The sequence below is a fragment of the uncultured Aliiroseovarius sp. genome (assembly GCF_947492455.1).
Taxonomy (GTDB): Bacteria; Pseudomonadota; Alphaproteobacteria; order Rhodobacterales; family Rhodobacteraceae; genus Aliiroseovarius.
In genome coordinates, this window is the sequence record NZ_CANLNB010000001.1 from 317,256 (window position 1) to 334,741 (window position 17,486).

At 60.0% G+C, this 17,486-nt stretch carries 17 protein-coding genes; 9 read left to right on the forward strand and 8 right to left on the reverse strand.

Going from position 1 to position 17,486, the window contains the following annotated elements; translation table 11 throughout:
* Positions 1-17 precede the first annotated feature (17 nt).
* From Q0677_RS01600 to Q0677_RS01615, 4 genes are all read left to right on the forward strand, one after another.
* Positions 18-506: a hypothetical protein gene (locus Q0677_RS01600; protein ID WP_298905290.1), complete on the forward strand. Its 489-nt coding sequence runs from the start codon at positions 18-20 to the stop codon at positions 504-506.
* A gap of 118 nt (positions 507-624) precedes the next feature.
* Positions 625-1,248, forward strand: coding sequence for a ribonuclease HII (locus Q0677_RS01605; RefSeq protein WP_298905292.1), 624 nt, complete (start codon positions 625-627; stop codon positions 1,246-1,248).
* Between the two features lie 126 nt (positions 1,249-1,374).
* Entirely contained in the window at positions 1,375-2,475 is a 1,101-nt protein-coding gene (locus Q0677_RS01610; RefSeq protein ID WP_298905294.1) for a site-specific DNA-methyltransferase, read from the forward strand.
* Positions 2,476-2,625: 150 nt separating this feature from the next.
* Positions 2,626-3,249, forward strand: a complete 624-nt coding sequence (locus Q0677_RS01615) for a glutathione S-transferase (RefSeq protein WP_298905296.1) — start codon at positions 2,626-2,628, stop codon at positions 3,247-3,249.
* A 114-nt stretch (positions 3,250-3,363) separates the two neighbouring features.
* On the opposite strand, the gene Q0677_RS01620 is transcribed toward Q0677_RS01615, so the two are convergent.
* Together Q0677_RS01620 and mutY are read right to left on the reverse strand one after the other, a co-directional pair.
* Positions 3,364-4,503: an alkane 1-monooxygenase gene (locus Q0677_RS01620; protein ID WP_298905298.1), complete on the reverse strand. Its 1,140-nt coding sequence runs from the start codon at positions 4,501-4,503 to the stop codon at positions 3,364-3,366.
* Positions 4,504-4,553: 50 nt separating this feature from the next.
* Positions 4,554-5,594, reverse strand: coding sequence for an A/G-specific adenine glycosylase (mutY, locus tag Q0677_RS01625; RefSeq protein WP_298905300.1), 1,041 nt, complete (start codon positions 5,592-5,594; stop codon positions 4,554-4,556).
* 89 nt (positions 5,595-5,683) lie between these two features.
* On the opposite strand from mutY, the gene Q0677_RS01630 reads away from it, so the two are divergent.
* Together Q0677_RS01630 and Q0677_RS01635 are read left to right on the forward strand one after the other, a co-directional pair.
* Positions 5,684-6,202 (forward strand): DUF721 domain-containing protein, encoded by a 519-nt coding sequence (locus tag Q0677_RS01630; protein WP_298905302.1) that lies wholly within the window; start codon positions 5,684-5,686, stop codon positions 6,200-6,202.
* A gap of 4 nt (positions 6,203-6,206) precedes the next feature.
* Complete coding sequence (locus tag Q0677_RS01635) at positions 6,207-6,863, forward strand: DsbA family protein (RefSeq protein ID WP_298905304.1); 657 nt, start codon at positions 6,207-6,209, stop codon at positions 6,861-6,863.
* Positions 6,864-6,890: 27 nt separating this feature from the next.
* On the opposite strand, the gene lpxK is transcribed toward Q0677_RS01635, so the two are convergent.
* The 6 genes from lpxK to Q0677_RS01665 form a co-directional block, all read right to left on the reverse strand.
* On the reverse strand, positions 6,891-7,889 hold the full coding sequence (gene lpxK, locus Q0677_RS01640; RefSeq protein ID WP_298905306.1) for a tetraacyldisaccharide 4'-kinase: 999 nt from the start codon (positions 7,887-7,889) through the stop codon (positions 6,891-6,893).
* Complete coding sequence (locus tag Q0677_RS01645) at positions 7,889-9,175, reverse strand: glycosyltransferase N-terminal domain-containing protein (RefSeq protein WP_298905308.1); 1,287 nt, start codon at positions 9,173-9,175, stop codon at positions 7,889-7,891. Before Q0677_RS01645 ends, lpxK begins: the two co-directional genes overlap by 1 nt.
* A gap of 83 nt (positions 9,176-9,258) precedes the next feature.
* The gene (locus tag Q0677_RS01650) at positions 9,259-10,176 is read right to left on the reverse strand and encodes an alpha/beta hydrolase (protein ID WP_298905310.1); all 918 of its coding nucleotides are present in this window, start codon (positions 10,174-10,176) and stop codon (positions 9,259-9,261) included.
* 9 nt (positions 10,177-10,185) lie between these two features.
* A complete protein-coding gene (arsJ, locus tag Q0677_RS01655; RefSeq protein WP_298905312.1) occupies positions 10,186-11,439 on the reverse strand; it encodes an organoarsenical effux MFS transporter ArsJ in 1,254 nt (417 codons plus the stop codon).
* Positions 11,436-12,440 (reverse strand): ArsJ-associated glyceraldehyde-3-phosphate dehydrogenase, encoded by a 1,005-nt coding sequence (locus Q0677_RS01660; protein ID WP_298905314.1) that lies wholly within the window; start codon positions 12,438-12,440, stop codon positions 11,436-11,438. The genes arsJ and Q0677_RS01660 overlap by 4 nt, the downstream gene beginning before the upstream one ends.
* Before the next feature lie 76 nt (positions 12,441-12,516).
* Entirely contained in the window at positions 12,517-13,536 is a 1,020-nt protein-coding gene (locus Q0677_RS01665; protein WP_298905775.1) for an SAM-dependent methyltransferase, read from the reverse strand.
* Between Q0677_RS01665 and Q0677_RS01670 the strand changes: the two genes are divergently transcribed.
* The 3 genes from Q0677_RS01670 (at position 13,468) to Q0677_RS01680 (ending at position 17,478) form a co-directional block, all read left to right on the forward strand.
* Complete coding sequence (locus Q0677_RS01670; RefSeq protein WP_298905812.1) at positions 13,468-13,611, forward strand: hypothetical protein; 144 nt, start codon at positions 13,468-13,470, stop codon at positions 13,609-13,611. The genes Q0677_RS01665 and Q0677_RS01670 overlap by 69 nt on opposite strands.
* A gap of 310 nt (positions 13,612-13,921) precedes the next feature.
* A complete protein-coding gene (locus Q0677_RS01675; RefSeq protein WP_298905316.1) occupies positions 13,922-16,747 on the forward strand; it encodes a molybdopterin oxidoreductase family protein in 2,826 nt (941 codons plus the stop codon).
* Positions 16,747-17,478, forward strand: a complete 732-nt coding sequence (locus Q0677_RS01680) for a 4Fe-4S dicluster domain-containing protein (protein ID WP_298905318.1) — start codon at positions 16,747-16,749, stop codon at positions 17,476-17,478. The genes Q0677_RS01675 and Q0677_RS01680 overlap by 1 nt, the downstream gene beginning before the upstream one ends.
* Positions 17,479-17,486 lie beyond the last annotated feature (8 nt).

A 17,486-nucleotide genomic window follows, 5' to 3' on the forward strand; every position in this document is an offset into this window, starting at 1 on the left:
ACAGATAGGAGGGTCCGATGATCCTGAACACAATGCCTCGCTCTATTCTTAAGCTCGTTCTCAGCGCTGCTGTCGCGGCCACATTGGCTGCTTCACCCGTTCAAGCGCGCGACGCCACAGACGGGGATGACAGCGCCGCCATCGTCGCAGCACTTCTGGGTCTGGTTACACTTGGTGTTTTGCTGTCCGAGAATGACGACAAGCCGTCCTATCACGGCCATGTCTCGCGCCCCTACGACCCGACACCTCCGCGCCGCGATCACCGTGTCAGCAAACGCAAAGCCCTGCCCGAACGCTGCCTGCGCGAATTCCGCACGCAAACTGGCCGCAAGGTCATGTTCGGCAATCGCTGCCTAGAGAGAAACTTCAAATACGCCAGCGACCTGCCCCGCAGCTGCAAACGCAATCTGGTCGTGAAGAACCGCAAGGGCATTTACGTCAACCGCAAAGTGTACAAGCCCGCATGCCTCAGCAAACGCGGCTACCGTATCGTACATCGCTATTAAGAATATCGAGCAGCGGCGTAGCGGTCCCTTTCACGTCACGCGCCGTTTAACTTGGCAGAGGCTTCGGCCTCTGCCCTTTTTACTTGCGGGGCTCGCCGGTTTGCGCCACCCCAATGGAATGACAAAAACAGCTCCTGATTTCAGCTTCGAAGCCGCCGCGATGGATCGTGGCTTTCAATATATCGCCGGGGTGGACGAGGTTGGGCGCGGCCCGCTGGCCGGCCCTGTCACCGCCGCCGCCGTCATCCTGAACCCTGATGACATCCCCGAAGGGCTGAATGATTCCAAGAAGCTGTCCGCCAAACGGCGCGAGGCGCTGTGGGACGCGATCCATGAAAAGGCCTGTGTGTGCATCGCCCATGCGTCCGTTGAAGAGATCGACGAGCTGAACATCCTGCGCGCCAGCCATCTGGCGATGGAGCGCGCGGTGGCTGGGCTGTCGCAACAGGCGGACTATCTGCTGATTGACGGAAACCAAACCCCGCGCGGACTGACCGGGCCATCTGAAACCATTGTGAAGGGCGACGCGCGATCCGTGTCGATTTCCGCCGCATCCATCGTGGCGAAAATTGCCCGCGATCGGATCATGGTGGATTTAGCGCAACAGTTCCCCGGCTATGGCTGGGAGACGAACGCCGGATACCCGTCAAAAAGCCACAGGTTGGCGCTCCAAAATCTTGGTGTGACCCCACACCATAGACGTTCGTTCAAACCGGTGCACAATATCTTGTATCAACAGTAAAATGTAAGTTGCTGATTCAAAAAAGAATTTGACGGCGAATCCTCTTTGACTCATCCTGTTCTCATCAAAACGAGCGTGAAAACACGCCGCTGATAGAGCGCAAAAGCGCCGGTACATGAGGCAGAAATGGTAACCAAAACCAAAACGAAGGCGGCTGTAGAGCTGCCCCTGAACCAGATTCTTGATGGCGACTGCATCGAGGTGATGAACAGTCTTCCGGAAAACTCGGTCGACATGATCTTCGCGGATCCCCCCTATAATTTGCAGCTAAAAGGCGAACTTCACCGCCCCGACAATTCGAAAGTCGACGCCGTCGATGACGAATGGGACCAGTTCGACAGCTTCAAAGCTTACGACCAGTTTACCCGCGCCTGGCTGAAAGCCGCGCGCCGCATTCTGAAACCAAACGGTGCGATTTGGGTCATTGGCTCGTATCACAACGTGTTCCGCATGGGCGCAGAACTTCAGAACCAAGGATATTGGATCCTGAACGATGTTGTTTGGCGCAAGTCGAACCCGATGCCGAACTTCCGCGGCAAGCGTTTCACCAACGCGCATGAAACGATGATCTGGGCCTCGAAATCCGAAGGCGCCAAGTACACATTTAACTATGAAGCCCTGAAAGCGCTGAACGAAGGTGTTCAGATGCGGTCCGACTGGGTTCTGCCGATTTGCACAGGTCACGAGCGCCTGAAAGACGAAAACGGCGACAAAGCACACCCGACCCAAAAGCCCGAGGCCCTGCTGCATCGCGTTCTGGTCGGCGCCACCAACCCTGGCGACGTGATCCTTGATCCGTTCTTTGGCACCGGCACCACCGGCGCGGTTGCGAAGATGCTGGGCCGTGACTTCATTGGCATCGAGCGCGAAGAGGCCTATCGCAAGGTGGCCGAGAAACGCATCTCGAAGGTGCGCAAGTTCGATAAAGAAGCCCTGACCACCACGCCGTCGAAACGCGCCGAACCGCGCGTCCCCTTCGGCCAGCTAGTTGAGCGCGGCATGCTGCGCCCGGGCGAGGTTCTGACCAGCCCGCGTGGCAAAACCGCCAAGGTTCGCGCCGACGGTACGCTGATTTCCGGCGAAGCCCGTGGCTCGATCCACCAGGTAGGTGCTGCGTTGGAAAGCGCGCCCAGCTGCAACGGCTGGACCTACTGGCACTTCAAGCAGGACGGAAAGAAAGCGCCGATCGACCTGCTGCGCCAGCAGATCCGCGCGGAAATGAACTAAGCAGACTTCCATTCACAACAGAATTTGCGTGGCGCGCATCAGACGCGCCCGCATCATCAGGTACCGCCTGTGCCTGTGGCCCGCCGCCACAGCACAACCTGACTGACCCTGCCTCCTTGCGAGGCAGGGTTTTTTTTGCTTTCTGGGGGCATGACCGCGATCCTCTATTCCTTCCGCCGCTGCCCCTATGCGATCCGCGCGCGTCTGGCGATTGCCAGCGCCGGCGTTCCCGTCGAACTGCGCGAGATCCTGCTGCGCGACAAACCCGCCGCGTTTCTTGATGCCTCGCCCAGCGCGACGGTGCCGTGTTTGGTCTCTAATTCGGGGGTTTTGGACGAAAGCCTGGACGTGATGACATGGGCATTGGGCCAATCCGACCCCGAGGGACTGTTGGACATACCCGATGCCGGGCACACCCTGATCGACCTTTTCGATGGCCCGTTCAAACGCGCGTTGGACCTGACGAAATACGCAGTACGTCATCCCGACAGCGACCCTGAAACCACGCGGGCCGAGGCGATGGAGATGCTGGGAGATCTTGAAGACCAACTGGCCGAGGGCTGGCTGTTTGGCACCCGCCCGACGCTCGCGGATCTGGCCATCCTACCTTTTGTGCGCCAATTCGCCATGATCGACAAACCGCGCTTCGATACCGAGGTCACACCCAAAGTTTCTGCATGGTTAGAGACGTTTTTGACCAGCGACCGCTTGGCGTCCGTGATGAATAAGAACCCGGTTTGGGCGGATGGTGAAGCGCCGTTGATATTTCCTTAGACCGGTACCCAAGCCACGAACAATGCAAGGTCAGCGCCGATCCGAGGGGTGGCGCAAACGCGCCGCCCCGTGGGGGCGGATCGGCGCGGCGGAACGCGTTGCGTCCCGCTGAGTCTAACGGATCACCGGCGGCGGCAACGTGCCCGACTTGTACGCGCTCCAATCACTCACTTCGGGATAGTGCAGCTTGCGCCATGCACGTACGCGCGGGTTCATCACGCGCCGCCAGATGGGCGGGATGAGCGCCGCGACCGTCATCACCGGATAGCCATAGGGCAGCTGCGGCGCCTCGGCATCCGGATAGGTCTGCAACAGCGGGAAGCGGCGCGCGGGTTTATAGTGGTGATCCGAGTGGCGCTGCAAATTGATCAACAACCAGTTCGACGCCTTATGATCCGCGTTCCAGCTATGATGCGGCATCACGCGTTCGTATTTTCCATCGCCCAGATGCTTACGGGTCAGGCCGTAATGCTCGACATAGTTCACCAGTTCCAACTGCCAGACGGCGACGAACGCCTGAAAAGCAAACAGCGCAAGGCCCAGCCAGCCACCGATCCAGACCGCCAGAATGATCGCCACGAACTGCAGCGTGCCATAGCGCCAGAACGGGTTGGCGCGATCAAAGACCGACAGCCCGCGCCGCGCCAACATCGCCTTTTCTGCCCTCCACGCCGAAATCGGCGCTTCGGTCAGAACGCGAAAGAAAAAGCGGTGGAAGCCTTCGTTATACCGTGCGGTCACCGCGTCGCGGGTGGTGCCGACATGGGGGTGGTGCACCAGCAGATGTTCAGTACGGAAATGGCTGTAGAGCACGGTAGCCAGCAGCAGATCACCCAGCCAGCGCTCAAACCTGTTGGATTGGTGCATCAGCTCGTGGCTATAGACGATCCCCACCGTGCCGGACAGCACGCCAACGCCGAAGAAGGCCGCGAATTTTTCACCCGTTGACAGGTGCTCGGCCCCAGTCACGTACCAAATCATGCCGTAAATCATAACGAACTGGATCGGGAACCAGATCATGGTGATCAGGCGATACCAGAACAAATCCGCATCCTCGATCATCGGGTCCGCGTTTTCCGTATAGCGTCCGGTGATCGCGTCGAGGATGGTATAAAGCCACCACGTCCCCAGCGGCGGTAGCAGTAAAAACCACCCGCCTTTCGTCACCGCGATTAGCACCAAAAGCGGCAGAGCGATCGAGATGCCGAAGGGCGCGGCGTTGCGAAAGCGCGAGATCGTGGACGCAGGAAGCATGACATTTGTCCTTCTGTTGACGCGCAGGTTAGCGGTGAACTCGCGTCCGCTCAATGCGACAGATGGGTTGTCGCCACGTCAAAGGCTTTGCGCATCACCGTCGGCAGATCCGAGCGTTTGATGTCCAAAAATCGACCCTGTTCCGGCTGAACTTGCCCGTTCACCTGCACAACCCGCAGCGATAGATGCAGGTTAAAATGCGTAAAAACGTGTCGAACTTCCACGCCGGGATCCTGCCAATCGGCCTTGAACGGTGGCTGTTCGACCGCGGCGTCGCCCCAATCGGCCCCCGGCCAGCCCAGCATGCCGCCCAGCAATCCCTTCTCGGGCCGCCGTTCCATCAACCACTCGCCCGCCGCGTTCCGCGCCAGATACGCCACCCCGTACCGCGTGGGTTTCTTGGCCTTGGGCTTCTTCTTGGGAAGTTCGGCCTGAACACCTGCTTTCCGGGCCAAACAGTCTCTATTCCAGGGACAAATACCACACGCGGGCGATTTCGGCGTACAGATCGTGGCCCCCAAGTCCATCACGGCCTGCGCGTAATCCCCTGCCCTTTTTTTCGGGGTTAGCGTTTCAGCCAGTTGTGTAAGCTCAGGTTTGGCATCGGGCAGAGGCGTTTCAACGTGAAACACCCGCGACATCACGCGTTCGACATTCCCGTCCACCACCGTTTCCGGCAAATCATACGCGATGGCCGAGATCGCAGCCGAGGTATAGGGCCCGATCCCCGGAAGCGCCTGAAGCCCGTCGCGCGTGGTCGGGAATGCGCCCAGCGCCGCCACCTCGCGCGCGCATTTCAACAGATTGCGCGCCCGCGCATAGTAGCCCAGCCCGGCCCATTCCCCCATGACACGCTCATCCTCGGCCCCGGCCAAGTCCTGAACCGTGGGCCAAATTGCCATGAATCGGGTGAAATAGTCTCTTACAGCCGCGACGGTGGTTTGCTGCAACATGATCTCGGACAGCCAGACGGCGTAGGGATCCGGCACCACACCCAGCGCCCGGTCGCCCGGACTGACGCGCCACGGCAGATCGCGGGCATGGCGATCGTACCAGTCCAGAAGATCGGCAGTTTTCGGCACGTCACGCACGTGTTATCTCCTATCCGTCGTTTGTTCTGGCATAGCAAAGTGATGCGCCTAGAATAAGCGAAAAGAAACGAGTCACACCTATCTGCCAAATGGAAAAGCCCAAAGCATATCCCCGCCGCAAAAAGGGGTTCGAGCGTACCTCGTCCCTGCTGTCGGCCCGGATTCGCAAAGCCAGCGAGACGCGCGGCTTTGCAGTGACGCGTGTGCTGACCCATTGGGCGGAAATTGTGGGCGAGGCAACGGCCGGCATCTCGCGTCCCGTGGACATATCCTATGGGCGCGGCGGCATGGGCGCGACGCTGACGGTACTGACCACCGGCGCGCAGGCACCGATGCTGGATATGCAAAAGGACCAGCTGCGCGAAAAGGTGAACGCGGTCTATGGCTATAACGCCATCTCGCGCATCCGGATCACGCAAACGGCGGCGACTGGCTTTGCCGAAGGGCAGGCCCAGTTCACCCACGCCCCGAAGAAACACTCCCAACCTGACCCCAAGGACTTGGCGCGCGCAACAGACGCGACCAAGGACATAGGTGATGACGGGCTTCGCTCTGCGCTCGAGCTATTGGCGCGGAACGTCATAACAAAAAACAAACACAAGGCTTAAACAGATGAATCGTATCCTTCCGATCCTGATCGCAGCGGTGATCGCCATTGGCGGCGCGTTCTATATGACGCAAAACAACGGCTCGCTTCCCGGCGTGTCCGTGGCCGAGGCGCAAACCAGCGACGCAGCCATCGAACCGGCCGCAGATATGTTCCTTGGCGATGAAAATGCGCCGCTCACCGTGATCGAGTACGCGTCTTTCACCTGTCCCCACTGCGCCAACTTCCACAAAGACACGTTCAAGAAGCTGAAGCAGAACTATATCGACACCGGCAAGATCAAGTTCGTCCACCGCGAGGTCTATTTTGATCAGTTCGGCCTGTGGGCGGGCATGGTCGCACGCTGCGGTGGCGACGAACGGTATTTCGGTCTGGTTGATCTGATCTATGGCGGTCAGAAAGACTGGATCGCCGACGGATCGCCCACCACCATCGTGGCCAACCTGAAGAAACTGGGCCGCACCGCGGGCATGACGGACGAGCAGATGGATGTCTGCCTGCAGGACGAAGACTCGGCCCGCAGCCTGGTCGCTGCCTATCAGCAAAACGCTGGCGCGGACGAGATCACCGGCACCCCGTCCTTCATCATCGACGGCACCAAGTACTCGAACATGAGCTACAGCGATTTCGCAGCTATTCTGGACGAGAAGCTGGGCGAATAAGCCAATTGGGTTAGGGCCTATAAGGCTCTAACCCGCCAAAATACGCGCGAGAGCCGCGTCAACAGCGCCCCAATCCTCCAGCTCCAATCGCACCGGCACGGTCAGCACCTTGCGGCGGAACCCGTCCGGCAGGCGCACGGCGTCTTTCTCGGTCGTGACAAGTTGCGCGCCCAGCGTGGCGGCCTCAAGTTCCAACCGCTTCATCAACGCGTCCGTCAGGGGCTGATGATCGGCAAGCGCCTCGGCCCGCAGCAGGTTGGCGCCCAGATCGCTGACGGTGGCAAAGAACTTCTCGGGCAGGCCGATCCCGGCAAAGGCCAGTACGTCCATCCCGTTCCAATCCATCCCAGTTTGCAACGGTTCAAGCTGTCCAGTGACATGCGAACAGGGGATCGATTTGCCCCATTTCTGCTGGAATAGGGTCTGTGCGCGGGCATGACCAACCGAAAGCAGAAGGTCGGCACGCTTCATCCCAGCAGCCACCGGTTCGCGCAGCGGTCCCGCGGGAATACAGCGCGCGTTCCCAAACCCCTTCACCGCATCAACCACGACGATAGACAGTGATTTCTGCACGCTCGGGTTCTGGAAACCATCATCCATAAGGATGATCTCAGCCCCGGCCTCTTCCGCGGCCTGTACGCCTGTCACACGATCGCGGGCAATCCAGGTGGGCGTGAAAGCAGCCATCAAAAGAGGCTCGTCCCCGACCTGATCGGCCTTGTGTTGACGTTCGTCGACCAACAGCGGCCCTTCTTCACTTCCGCTGTGCCCGCGCGAGACGATATGCACCGCCCTGCCCTGCGAGATCAGCCTCTGCGCCAGCGCAATCGTGGTCGGCGTTTTCCCGGTGCCGCCCGCATTGATATTGCCGATGCAGACCACTGGAACCGAGGCGCGATACCCCTGACCTGCACGCGCAACGCGGCGCGCGGTGCCAAATCCGTAAAGCCACCCCAAAGGCGACAGCAGACGGGCGCGCCAATTGGGTTTGTCCGGATCGGTGAACCAATAACTGGGTGTGCGCATCAAAGACCCTTTCGACTTTCGGCTTCGTCCAGCAAATCCAACAAGCGCCGCATCATAAATTCGCCAACTTCCGCGCCCTTGGTGGTGACGTCCCAGGCAGCCATTGCCATCTCGGCCGCTTTGTCGGGCGCCAAAAGGTGCTCGATCTCGAGCGCCAGAGTTGCGGCATCGCGCACGCGGCGCGCAGCACCCGCGCGGGTCAGGCGGTCAAGCGAGGCCGCGTGCCGTCCCCCCTCGGGGCCAAAAAGAACAACAGACCCCAAAGCAGCAGGGCTGAGCGGATTTCGGTTCGCCCCACCTGCCAAAGTCCCCCCTATCAAAGTGATCGAGGCCAGATGCATCCAAAGCGCGCATTCATCGTCGCGATCAACGACAAAGATCTGATCATCGCGATGCGGGGCATCAGTTTTGGACCGAGACGAGATGATCCAGCTGTCCCCTTCAAGCTGCGCGGTCAACTCAGACGCACGGGCAGGATCCTGAGGGATCATCACCAGCAAAAGCCGATGCGACTTGCGGATCAACAGGCGGTGGGCTGACAGAATGGCATTTTCTTCACGTGGGTCTACACCAGCGGCCAACCAGACCGGCCGCGCGTCCAGTTTCTGCGCAATGCGGTCGCGCTCCTCGGTGTCGCAGTTCGGCACCTGACTAAGCGGCTGAAGAATGCCGGTGACTTCCATCTTCTCGGGTGGGACGCCAAGTTGCAGCAAATCGCGTCGCGATGCCCCATCTTTGGGCAGAATAGAGTCTAATTCAGCCACTGCATCGCGCAGCGCAGACAGCTTGAACCGCTGTGTCAAACCGCGATCTTTAGGGGTACCAGCGCCAGCCCAAATAACCCGTATGCCCTTCGCCTTCAGTGCGCCAAGCGTCACCAGATCAAGTTCAGGTTGCATCCAGACGACAACATCCGGCTGCCAATGCTCCAGAAAATTGCGGACCGCGGCGGGCTCGAACTTGGGGCTGACCTGATGCAGGGCGTCATGCGGGACGGCATCGGCCGTCTGCGCGTTTTGCGTGGTCAGCAGCAAGGACACATCGCCCATTTCCGCCTGCAAAGGGGGAAGAAGCGATGACAGCGCCTCGGCCTCGGTCAGATCGTGGAGGCAGGCCCAGATGAGCAACCCTTCTGGGCGCTGTTGATCAGACTTGCCCTGCCGTGCACGCGCAAGCGTCAGCGCGGCATCGTCCTCAGCCGCACGCTCGGTCGCGCGGCCCTTGGTGGACGCCTTGCCCTGCAATGCCTGCAAGCGCCGCAACAGCGATGATCGGATCAGCGACATGGCCTGCCTTTTCTTAATACGCCCAACCGGCGCAGGTACCGTGTGTCAGATTACGGGAAGCCGCGACAGGGGGAAAGACGCGATCAGTGATGCCATTCGCCACGGGCCAACATGGTGATTTGCTGAATGATCCGCGCGAAACTGCGGCGTGCGCGCTCGGACTGGTGGCGGGCGCGCAAATAGCCGTGCACCAACCCAGCTTCGTTGAACCAAACAGCCTTGCCGCCCGCGTTCAAAATGGCGTCACGATAGTCGCGCCCGTCATCCGCCAAGGGATCACATTCTGCTGTAATAGAGACTGTTGGCGGCAGGTTGCCAAAATCCGTATCCTCGAGCGGGGCCGCCGTGGGGTCTGGTCCGTCGGGCGGCGTCGCAAAGCGGATCTTGTTGTAGAACTTCAGATCCTCCATCGACAGCATCGGCGCGTTGGCGTGGTCGATATAGGACCCCTTCGTCATGTCTCCGCCCAATCCCGGATAGATCAGAAGCTGTCCGGCGATCTCGGCACTCCCACGCAGCGCATGACAGCAGGCTGCGACCAGATTTCCACCCGCGCTATCGCCAACCAAAACAAGCGGTTTGGGCCAAGTTAGAGACGCATATCGAGCAACAGCCAATGCATCTTTGAATGCGGCGGGATGGGGATGTTCTGGGCAGAGGCGATAGTCGGCGCTGACCACACGCAGCCCGGTTTGATCGGCAATCTCTGCGCAGACATCATCGTGGCTTTCCAGCCCGCCGACCACGAACCCACCCCCGTGGAAATAGACCACTGTGCCCTGCGGAACGTCCGGTTCATAGATGCGCGTCGGAACGGTATCGATCAACTCGTCCCGCACATTCAGCCCGTCGGGATAGCCCGCGAAGAAGGCGCGGCACATGTTGTTGTAAACCTCGCGCTGTTGGGCCGCGGTTCGGTTCACCGCGTCGGGGGGATAATGGGCGTCCGTCTCGCGAATGAAGCGCCAGATTTCGTCGTCGATCAGCTTTGAATAGTCCATACGCGCACGCTAGGCGGCATGATCCAGCTTGGCAAGCTGTCGCGCGGACAGCCAACTGGCAGCAGACAGGGTGGCGGCGGTGCCAAGGCACAGAGGCAAGCCCCCGACTTGATAGGACAGCCCGGACAACAGCGTCCCGATCAAACGACCTGCCGCGTTGGACATATAGTAAAAGCCCACATCCATCGTCACACGCTCGGCCTTGGTGAAGGCAAGGATCAGATAGGAATGGAGCGAGCTGTTCACCGCAAAGACAAAGCCAAACACCAGAAGACCCGCGACCAGAACCGGGGTCAGCCACGGGCCGGGGAACAGGGCGGCAACGGTCAGCGCGGCAATCACCACGGTCAGAATGCCAACCCAAAGTGTAGCAAGGCGCGGGAAATCATGCGGGTCGCGCTGTGCGGCTTTCAAAAGCTTTGGCGCCCAGGCCTGCACGGCGCCATAGGCGATGATCCACACCGCCATGAAGCTGCCGATCAGGAAAAACGCGCTGCGATCGCCCGCATGGGTACCGTCCGAGACCACCGCGTGGAAGTACACCGGAATGCCCACGACGAACCACACATCGCGTGCGCCGAACAGGAACATCCGTGCCAGAGACAGTCGGTTGATCCGCACGTCTTTCGACCAAACTTGCGAGAATTTGGCTGATTTAGAGCCTTTTGGAAGCCCCGCCGGCATAAACGCCACCACGCCGATCAAGATCGCGCCCAGCACAATCGCCATCGCGATGACGGAAGGTGTGAAGCCGATCAGCGCCAGCAACGCGGCGCCCATCAGGAAGCCAAAACCCTTCACTGCGTTCTTCGATCCAGTCAGGATCGCCACCCAACGGAACAACCCGTCACCCTCGGGCGCCAGCAGTTTCACCGCGCTTTTGGACGACATCTTGGACAGATCCTTCGCCACGCCGGACATGCCCTGCACCACCATCACATAGATGACCGAGGTCACGACCGCCCAGTCTGTCGACAGCTGCGACAAAGCGATCAGGGCCATAATCTGCAGGGATAGACCCGCATAAAGCGTCGAGGTCAGGCCGAACCGTGCGGCGATCCAGCCCGCGGACAGGTTGGTGACAACGCCCATGAACTCGTAAAGCAGGAACAGCCATGCCAAGGTGAAGGGCGAAAAGCCCAGCGTGTGGAAATGCAGCAGCACCAGCATCCGCAACGCACCATCCGACAGCATGAACGCCCAATAGGCGGCTGTGACGGCGATATATGCGGCAAGCCCCTGTTTGGGCTCGGTTAGGGTCACATTGACGCTCCGACCATGCGGGCAACATCGGCCAAACGGCAGGCGTAACCCCATTCGTTGTCGTACCACGCATAGACCTTTACCTGCGTGCCGTTGATCACCATCGTCGACAGCGCATCAATGATCGAGCTGCGCGGGTCGTTGGTGTAATCGGCGGACACAAGCGGGCGTTCCTCGTACCCCAGAATGCCATTCAGATCGCCCTCGGCCGCTTCTTTGAAGAAAGCGTTGATTTCCTCGGCAGTGGTTTCGCGCTCGACCTCGAACACGCAATCGGTCAGCGAGGCATTCAGCAGCGGAACGCGTACGGCGTGGCCATTTAAGCGCCCGGTCAGCTCGGGGAAAATCTGGGTGATCGCCTTGGCCGACCCGGTCGAGGTCGGGATCAGCGAGTTCAGCGCGGAACGTGCGCGTCGCAGATCCTTGGCGGGGCGATCGACGATGGTTTGTGTGTTGGTCACGTCATGGATCGTGGTCATCGAGCCGTGCTTGATGCCGATCCGATCCAGCAGCACCTTTACCACCGGGGCCAGACAGTTTGTCGTACAGGACGCGGCCGTCACCAGATCATGTCTGTCATAGAGGTCATGGTTCACGCCATAAACGATGTTCAGGGCGTTCTCTTCCTTGACCGGGGCCGACACGATCACCTTTTTCACGCCCGCTGCGTAATACGGGGCCAGTTTTTCGTTGGTTTTGAACGCGCCGGTGCAATCGATCACCATGTCGATGCCCATTTCCTTCAGCGGCAGACCTTCCAGCGTCCACGATCCCGTCAGCGCCATTTCCTGACCGTTGATCATGATGCTGTCTTCACCTGCCGAGAACTCGGCCGGCCAGCGGCCATGCACGGTGTCCCATTCCAATAGATGCGCGTGCTGTTCGGCATTTCCGACAGGGTCGTTCAGCAGAACGATCTCGCCAGGGGCACCGTTGTCGATCAGGTCCCGCAGAACCAGCTTGCCCATGCGGCCCAGTCCGTTGATTGCGATACGTGTCATGTCATGCCCCTTTCGATGTTTCCTGTGCGGGATATGTCGAAGGCGTAACAGATTTATGACGCTGTAAACAATGGTGTCAGAGCGAGGCGCGCGGGGACAAGCTCATCGCGTGGGACGCGGTTTCCGAGGTCTGGGTCAGCGAGATCACATTGCCCTGCGAATGGGTGGAATAGCCCGTGTTAGAGACACCTGGGACCACCTGAACCTCGGCCCCCTGCCCCGTCAGACGCGCGATCCACGACTTTGCATCGGCACGGTTTGCGGGGTCACCCGAAACCAGCCAGACCACGCGACGGCCAGCATTCGCCATCCCGGCATAGTCAGTCAGCGCGGCGTCATCTGCGGTCATGCGAGTCGCGTCACGGCGGGTCAGCGCCAGAATGTCAGCATTGGCCGAGCCATCATAGATGATCACATCGGCCCGCTGCATCACCGACAGCGCGCGGAAGGTCAGCAGATCCTGAGCGCCCGAGCCGATACCCACCAGCCAGATCCCACCCTTCTGATCCGGGTCTTCACCGGTCAGGGACTGGTCGATCAACTCTTCCGCGCGGTCTTTGTCACCCGCCAAGAAGGCATCGCCAATCGGGCCTTCGATCATCTGTTCCCAGAACCGACGACGGGCGCGGCCCGAGGTAATGTGATCCTCGATCTTGCCGCGAAAACCGCTCAGGAAGCTGGCAAGGCGGCCATATCCGGACGGCAAAAGCGATTCGATCCGCGCGCGCAGAATACGGGCGATGACGGGCGCGGCGCCTCCGGTCGAGATGGCGATCGTAACGGGGCTGCGATCAACGATCGACGGCGTGATGAAATCACACAGCGGCTTCACATCGGCCACGTTCACCAGCGCGCCTTCGGCTTTGGCCGCGGCATGCAGGAACTCGTCCCGCTCGGCAATGTCGGATGCGCCATACGCGATGATGCAGCCCTTGAAATCGTCCTTTTCCGGCAGGCGCGCATGGTGCGTCACGCCCGGTCGCCCAAGCAACCCCAGCAGTTCAGCCTGCGGGTTGGGTTCAAACACATGAACCACAGCGCCGGCATCCAAGGCACGTTCAACACGCCGGGCAGCGGTCGTACCGCCCCCGTCTATGACCACTTTTCGGCCCTTTATATCCAGAAATATTGGCAGGTGATCCATATCGCGCCTCCGATGAGTTGCGTGTGATATGCACCCGGATGGGAAATATTTCCATAGATTCGCCAATCTTGACCATTTGAAAAGGACGGAACGCGCATCAGGCGGCCCCGTGAGGGCTAATGTTCCATATCCGGCGGTTTTTCTGGTCTGTTTTTGCGGCGCAATCGTAGACTCGGGCGAGTCGCCAGCACCCGAAAACTGGCTACATCCGCAAGAGCTTCTGGACCTACCGCACCCCCTGCTCAACTCGGCATTTTAGGAACAAGACCAACAGGATCGCGCCACCATGCGTCCGCCAACCGAACCGCAAAAGCGGCATTAGGACCAGCAACACGTGATGAGCAAACCGGAAAACATTCAAATCGACACCTCTCCGCCCGTCTCGGACGAGGTGCGCAAGACGACGTGCTATATGTGCGCCTGCCGTTGCGGCATCAACGTGCACATGAAGGACGGCAAAGTCGCCTATATCGAGGGCAACCGCGATCACCCTGTGAATAAGGGCGTTTTGTGCGGCAAGGGGTCCTCGGGGATCATGCAGCACTATGCGCCATCGCGTCTGCGTGCGCCGCTGAAACGGGTCGGCCCGCGTGGATCGGGCGAGTTTGAAGAGATTTCCTGGGACGAAGCGCTGGAGATGGCCGTCGGTTGGATGGGTCCACTGCGCAACGAAGATCCCTCGAAGCTGGCGTTCTTCACCGGGCGTGACCAGAGCCAAAGCTTCACCTCGTGGTTTGCGCAAAGCTATGGCACGCCCAACTATGCGGCGCATGGTGGCTTCTGTTCCGTGAACATGGCGGCGGCGGGCATCTATACGATGGGCGGCGCGTTTTGGGAGTTCGGCCAACCCGACTGGGATCGCACCAAGCTGTTCATGTTGTTTGGCGTGGCGGAAGACCACGACTCGAACCCGATCAAGATCGGTCTGGGCAAGCTGAAAGAACGTGGCGCGCGTGTGATTGGCGTGAACCCGATCCGCTCGGGCTATAACGCGATTGCGGATGAATGGGTGGGGATCACCCCCGGCACGGACGGGCTGTTCATCCTTGCGCTGGTGCACGAGCTGTTCCGTGCGGGGCAAGTCGATCTGAACTATCTGTCACGCTATACCAACGCGGGCTTCATCGTGAATGAAGAGCCTAACACAGCGGAAACCGGCCTTTTCATCCGTGGTGCAACCGGCAAGCCGCAGGTCATTTGCCGCAAGACCGGCAAGCTGGCGGACTATGACACACCCGGTGTGATGCCCAATCTGGCGGCGACTTACGAGTCCGAGGGCCAGACCCATCGCCCAGTCTTCCAATTGATGGCTGAACGCTATCTGTCGGAGGAATATGCCCCCGAGGCCGTCGCCGAGCGAACCGGCGTGTCTGCAGATAAAATACGCTCTATTGCAGCCGAACTTGCCCGTGTGGCGTTCGAGGAAGAGATCGTTCTGGACCAGCCTTGGACCGATTGGAAGGGCGAGAAACACGACAAGATGATCGGGCGTCCGGTCAGCTTCCATGCGATGCGCGGGATCTCGGCGCATTCGAATGGCTTCCAGACCTGCCGCGCGCTGCATGTACTGCAAATCCTGCTCGGCTCGGTCGAAGTTCCGGGCGGGTTCCGCTTCAAGCCCCCCTACCCCAAACCGGTCGAGGCCCATCCCATTCCGCACGTCGGCGTAACCCCCGGCCAACCGCTGAACGGCCCACATCTAGGGTTTGTGCGCGGGCCGGAGCATCTGGCGTTGAAAGATGACGGAAGCCCAGCGCGGATCGACAAGGCATTTACGTGGGAAAACCCGATGTCCAGTCATGGGCTGATGCATATGGTGATCTCGAACGCGCATGCCGGCGATCCGTACAAGATCGACACGCTGTTTCTGTATATGGCCAATATGGCGTGGAACTCGTCGATGAACTCGACCGAGGTGATGCGGATGCTCACCGACAAAGACGAGAATGGCGATTATGTGATCCCGCATATCATCTATTCCGACGCCTATAGCTCGGAGATGGTGGCCTATGCGGATCTGATCCTGCCCGACACGACATATTTGGAACGTCACGACTGTATCTCGCTGCTTGATCGCCCGATTTGCGAGGCAGACGGCGCGGCTGATGCGATCCGTTGGCCGGTGGTTGAACCCGACCGCGACGTGCGCGGCTTCCAGACGGTGCTGATCCAGCTTGGCGTGAAAATGGGCCTGCCCGGTTTCGTGAATGAAGACGGGTCCGCCAAGTACGAAGATTACGCCGATTACATCGTCAATCACGAACGCCGTCCGGGCGTTGGACCGCTGGCCGGGTGGCGCGGTGAAGACGGCAACGGCAAGGGTCGAGGAGAGCCTAATCCAGCCCAAATCGACAAGTATATCGAAAATGGCGGCTTCTGGATCAACCACGTGCCCGACAACGCCAGCTTCTATAAGCCGTGGAACAAGCACTATCAGGAATGGGCGGTAAAGCGCGGGATATTCGATGCGGAAAGCCCCTATGTCTTCAGCCTCTATGTCGAGCCCATGCGCAAATTCCAACTGGCCGCCGAAGGGTTCGGAGACCGCCAGCCCCCCGACAATCTTCGCGCGCGGATTGGCGAGACGATGGACCCTCTGCCGATCTGGTACGAACCGTTTGAAGAGGGCAATGTCGACACCGACGAATACCCGATCCACGCACTAACCCAGCGCCCGATGCACATGTATCACTCGTGGGGCACGCAAAACGCGTGGCTGCGGCAGATTACCGGGAAGAACTACCTCTACCTGCCCACCAAGATCTGGGAGGAGCACGGATTTGAAGACGGCGATTTCGCCACCGTGTCCTCGGTTCACGGCCAGATCGCCGTGCCGGTTGCGCATCACGCGGGCCTGAACGGAGACACCGTTTGGACATGGAATGCGATCGGCAAGCGCAAAGGCGCATGGGCGCTGGACGAAGACGCGCCCGAGGCAACCGAAGGCTTCCTTCTGAACCACCTGATCAGCGAGCTTCAACCGCCAAAGGGTGACGGGCTGCGCTGGACGAACTCGGACCCGATTACCGGGCAAGCCGCATGGTTTGATCTGCGCGTGAAAATCGAGAAATGTGAGACTAAACCAGCGGAAAGCCAGCCTGCGCACCCGCCGATCAAGTCCCCTGTGGGCAAAGGTCCCAAAACTGTGGCGAGGAAGATCTGATGACTGCTTTGCCTTCGAAAACCGATAAGAAACTGGGCCTGGTCATCGACCTTGATACCTGCGTGGGCTGTCATGGTTGTGTGACCGCCTGTAAGGGCTGGAACACGCAGAACTATGGCGCGCCGCTGTCCGATCAGGACGCCTATGGCGCGGACCCGTCGGGCACCTTCCTGAACCGGGTGTTCAGCTACGAGGCCCAACAATCCGGCTACGCCTCGCAAACCGTGCATATGCCGCGGTCTTGCCTGCACTGCGAAGACGCGCCCTGCGTCACCGTCTGCCCGACCGGGGCAAGCTACAAGCGCGAGGAAGACGGGATTGTTCTGGTGAACGAAGACCGCTGCATCGGTTGCGGCCTTTGCGCGTGGTCCTGCCCTTACGGCGCGCGGGAACTGGACCGCGAAGCGGGTGTCATGAAGAAATGCACCCTGTGTGTGGACCGAATTTACAACGAAAACCTGCCGGAAGAGGACCGCGTTCCCGCCTGTGTACGCACCTGCCCTGCCGGCGCCCGCCATTTCGGCGATTTGGGCGACCCGGACAGCGATGTGTCGAAACTGGTCGCCGATCGCGGCGGGTTTGACCTGATGCCGGATCTGGGCACCAAGCCCGTAAACAAATACCTGCCGCCCCGCCCCAAGGATCAGTTGGACACAGCACCCCTGAACACGGTCGCGGACGAACCCAAAGGGTTCCTTGGCTGGCTGGACAAAGCGCTCGACAAGCTCTGACGGAGGAA

Bases quoted from the DNA above. Each gene is read 5' to 3' on its own strand.
- Q0677_RS01670 (WP_298905812.1), top strand. From the start codon at position 13,468: ATGAACCACAGCGCCGGCATCCAAGGCACGTTCAACACGCCGGGCAGC.
- Q0677_RS01630 (WP_298905302.1), top strand. From the start codon at position 5,684: ATGGAAAAGCCCAAAGCATATCCCCGCCGCAAAAAGGGGTTCGAGCGT.
- Q0677_RS01605 (WP_298905292.1), top strand. From the start codon at position 625: ATGACAAAAACAGCTCCTGATTTCAGCTTCGAAGCCGCCGCGATGGAT.
- Q0677_RS01615 (WP_298905296.1), top strand. From the start codon at position 2,626: ATGACCGCGATCCTCTATTCCTTCCGCCGCTGCCCCTATGCGATCCGC.
- Q0677_RS01675 (WP_298905316.1), top strand. From the start codon at position 13,922: ATGAGCAAACCGGAAAACATTCAAATCGACACCTCTCCGCCCGTCTCG.
- Q0677_RS01680 (WP_298905318.1), top strand. From the start codon at position 16,747: ATGACTGCTTTGCCTTCGAAAACCGATAAGAAACTGGGCCTGGTCATC.
- lpxK (WP_298905306.1), bottom strand. From the start codon at position 7,889: ATGCGCACACCCAGTTATTGGTTCACCGATCCGGACAAACCCAATTGG.
- Q0677_RS01620 (WP_298905298.1), bottom strand. From the start codon at position 4,503: ATGCTTCCTGCGTCCACGATCTCGCGCTTTCGCAACGCCGCGCCCTTC.
- Q0677_RS01610 (WP_298905294.1), top strand. From the start codon at position 1,375: ATGGTAACCAAAACCAAAACGAAGGCGGCTGTAGAGCTGCCCCTGAAC.
- Q0677_RS01600 (WP_298905290.1), top strand. From the start codon at position 18: ATGATCCTGAACACAATGCCTCGCTCTATTCTTAAGCTCGTTCTCAGC.
- Q0677_RS01660 (WP_298905314.1), bottom strand. From the start codon at position 12,440: ATGACACGTATCGCAATCAACGGACTGGGCCGCATGGGCAAGCTGGTT.
- Q0677_RS01645 (WP_298905308.1), bottom strand. From the start codon at position 9,175: ATGTCGCTGATCCGATCATCGCTGTTGCGGCGCTTGCAGGCATTGCAG.
- Q0677_RS01635 (WP_298905304.1), top strand. From the start codon at position 6,207: ATGAATCGTATCCTTCCGATCCTGATCGCAGCGGTGATCGCCATTGGC.
- Q0677_RS01650 (WP_298905310.1), bottom strand. From the start codon at position 10,176: ATGGACTATTCAAAGCTGATCGACGACGAAATCTGGCGCTTCATTCGC.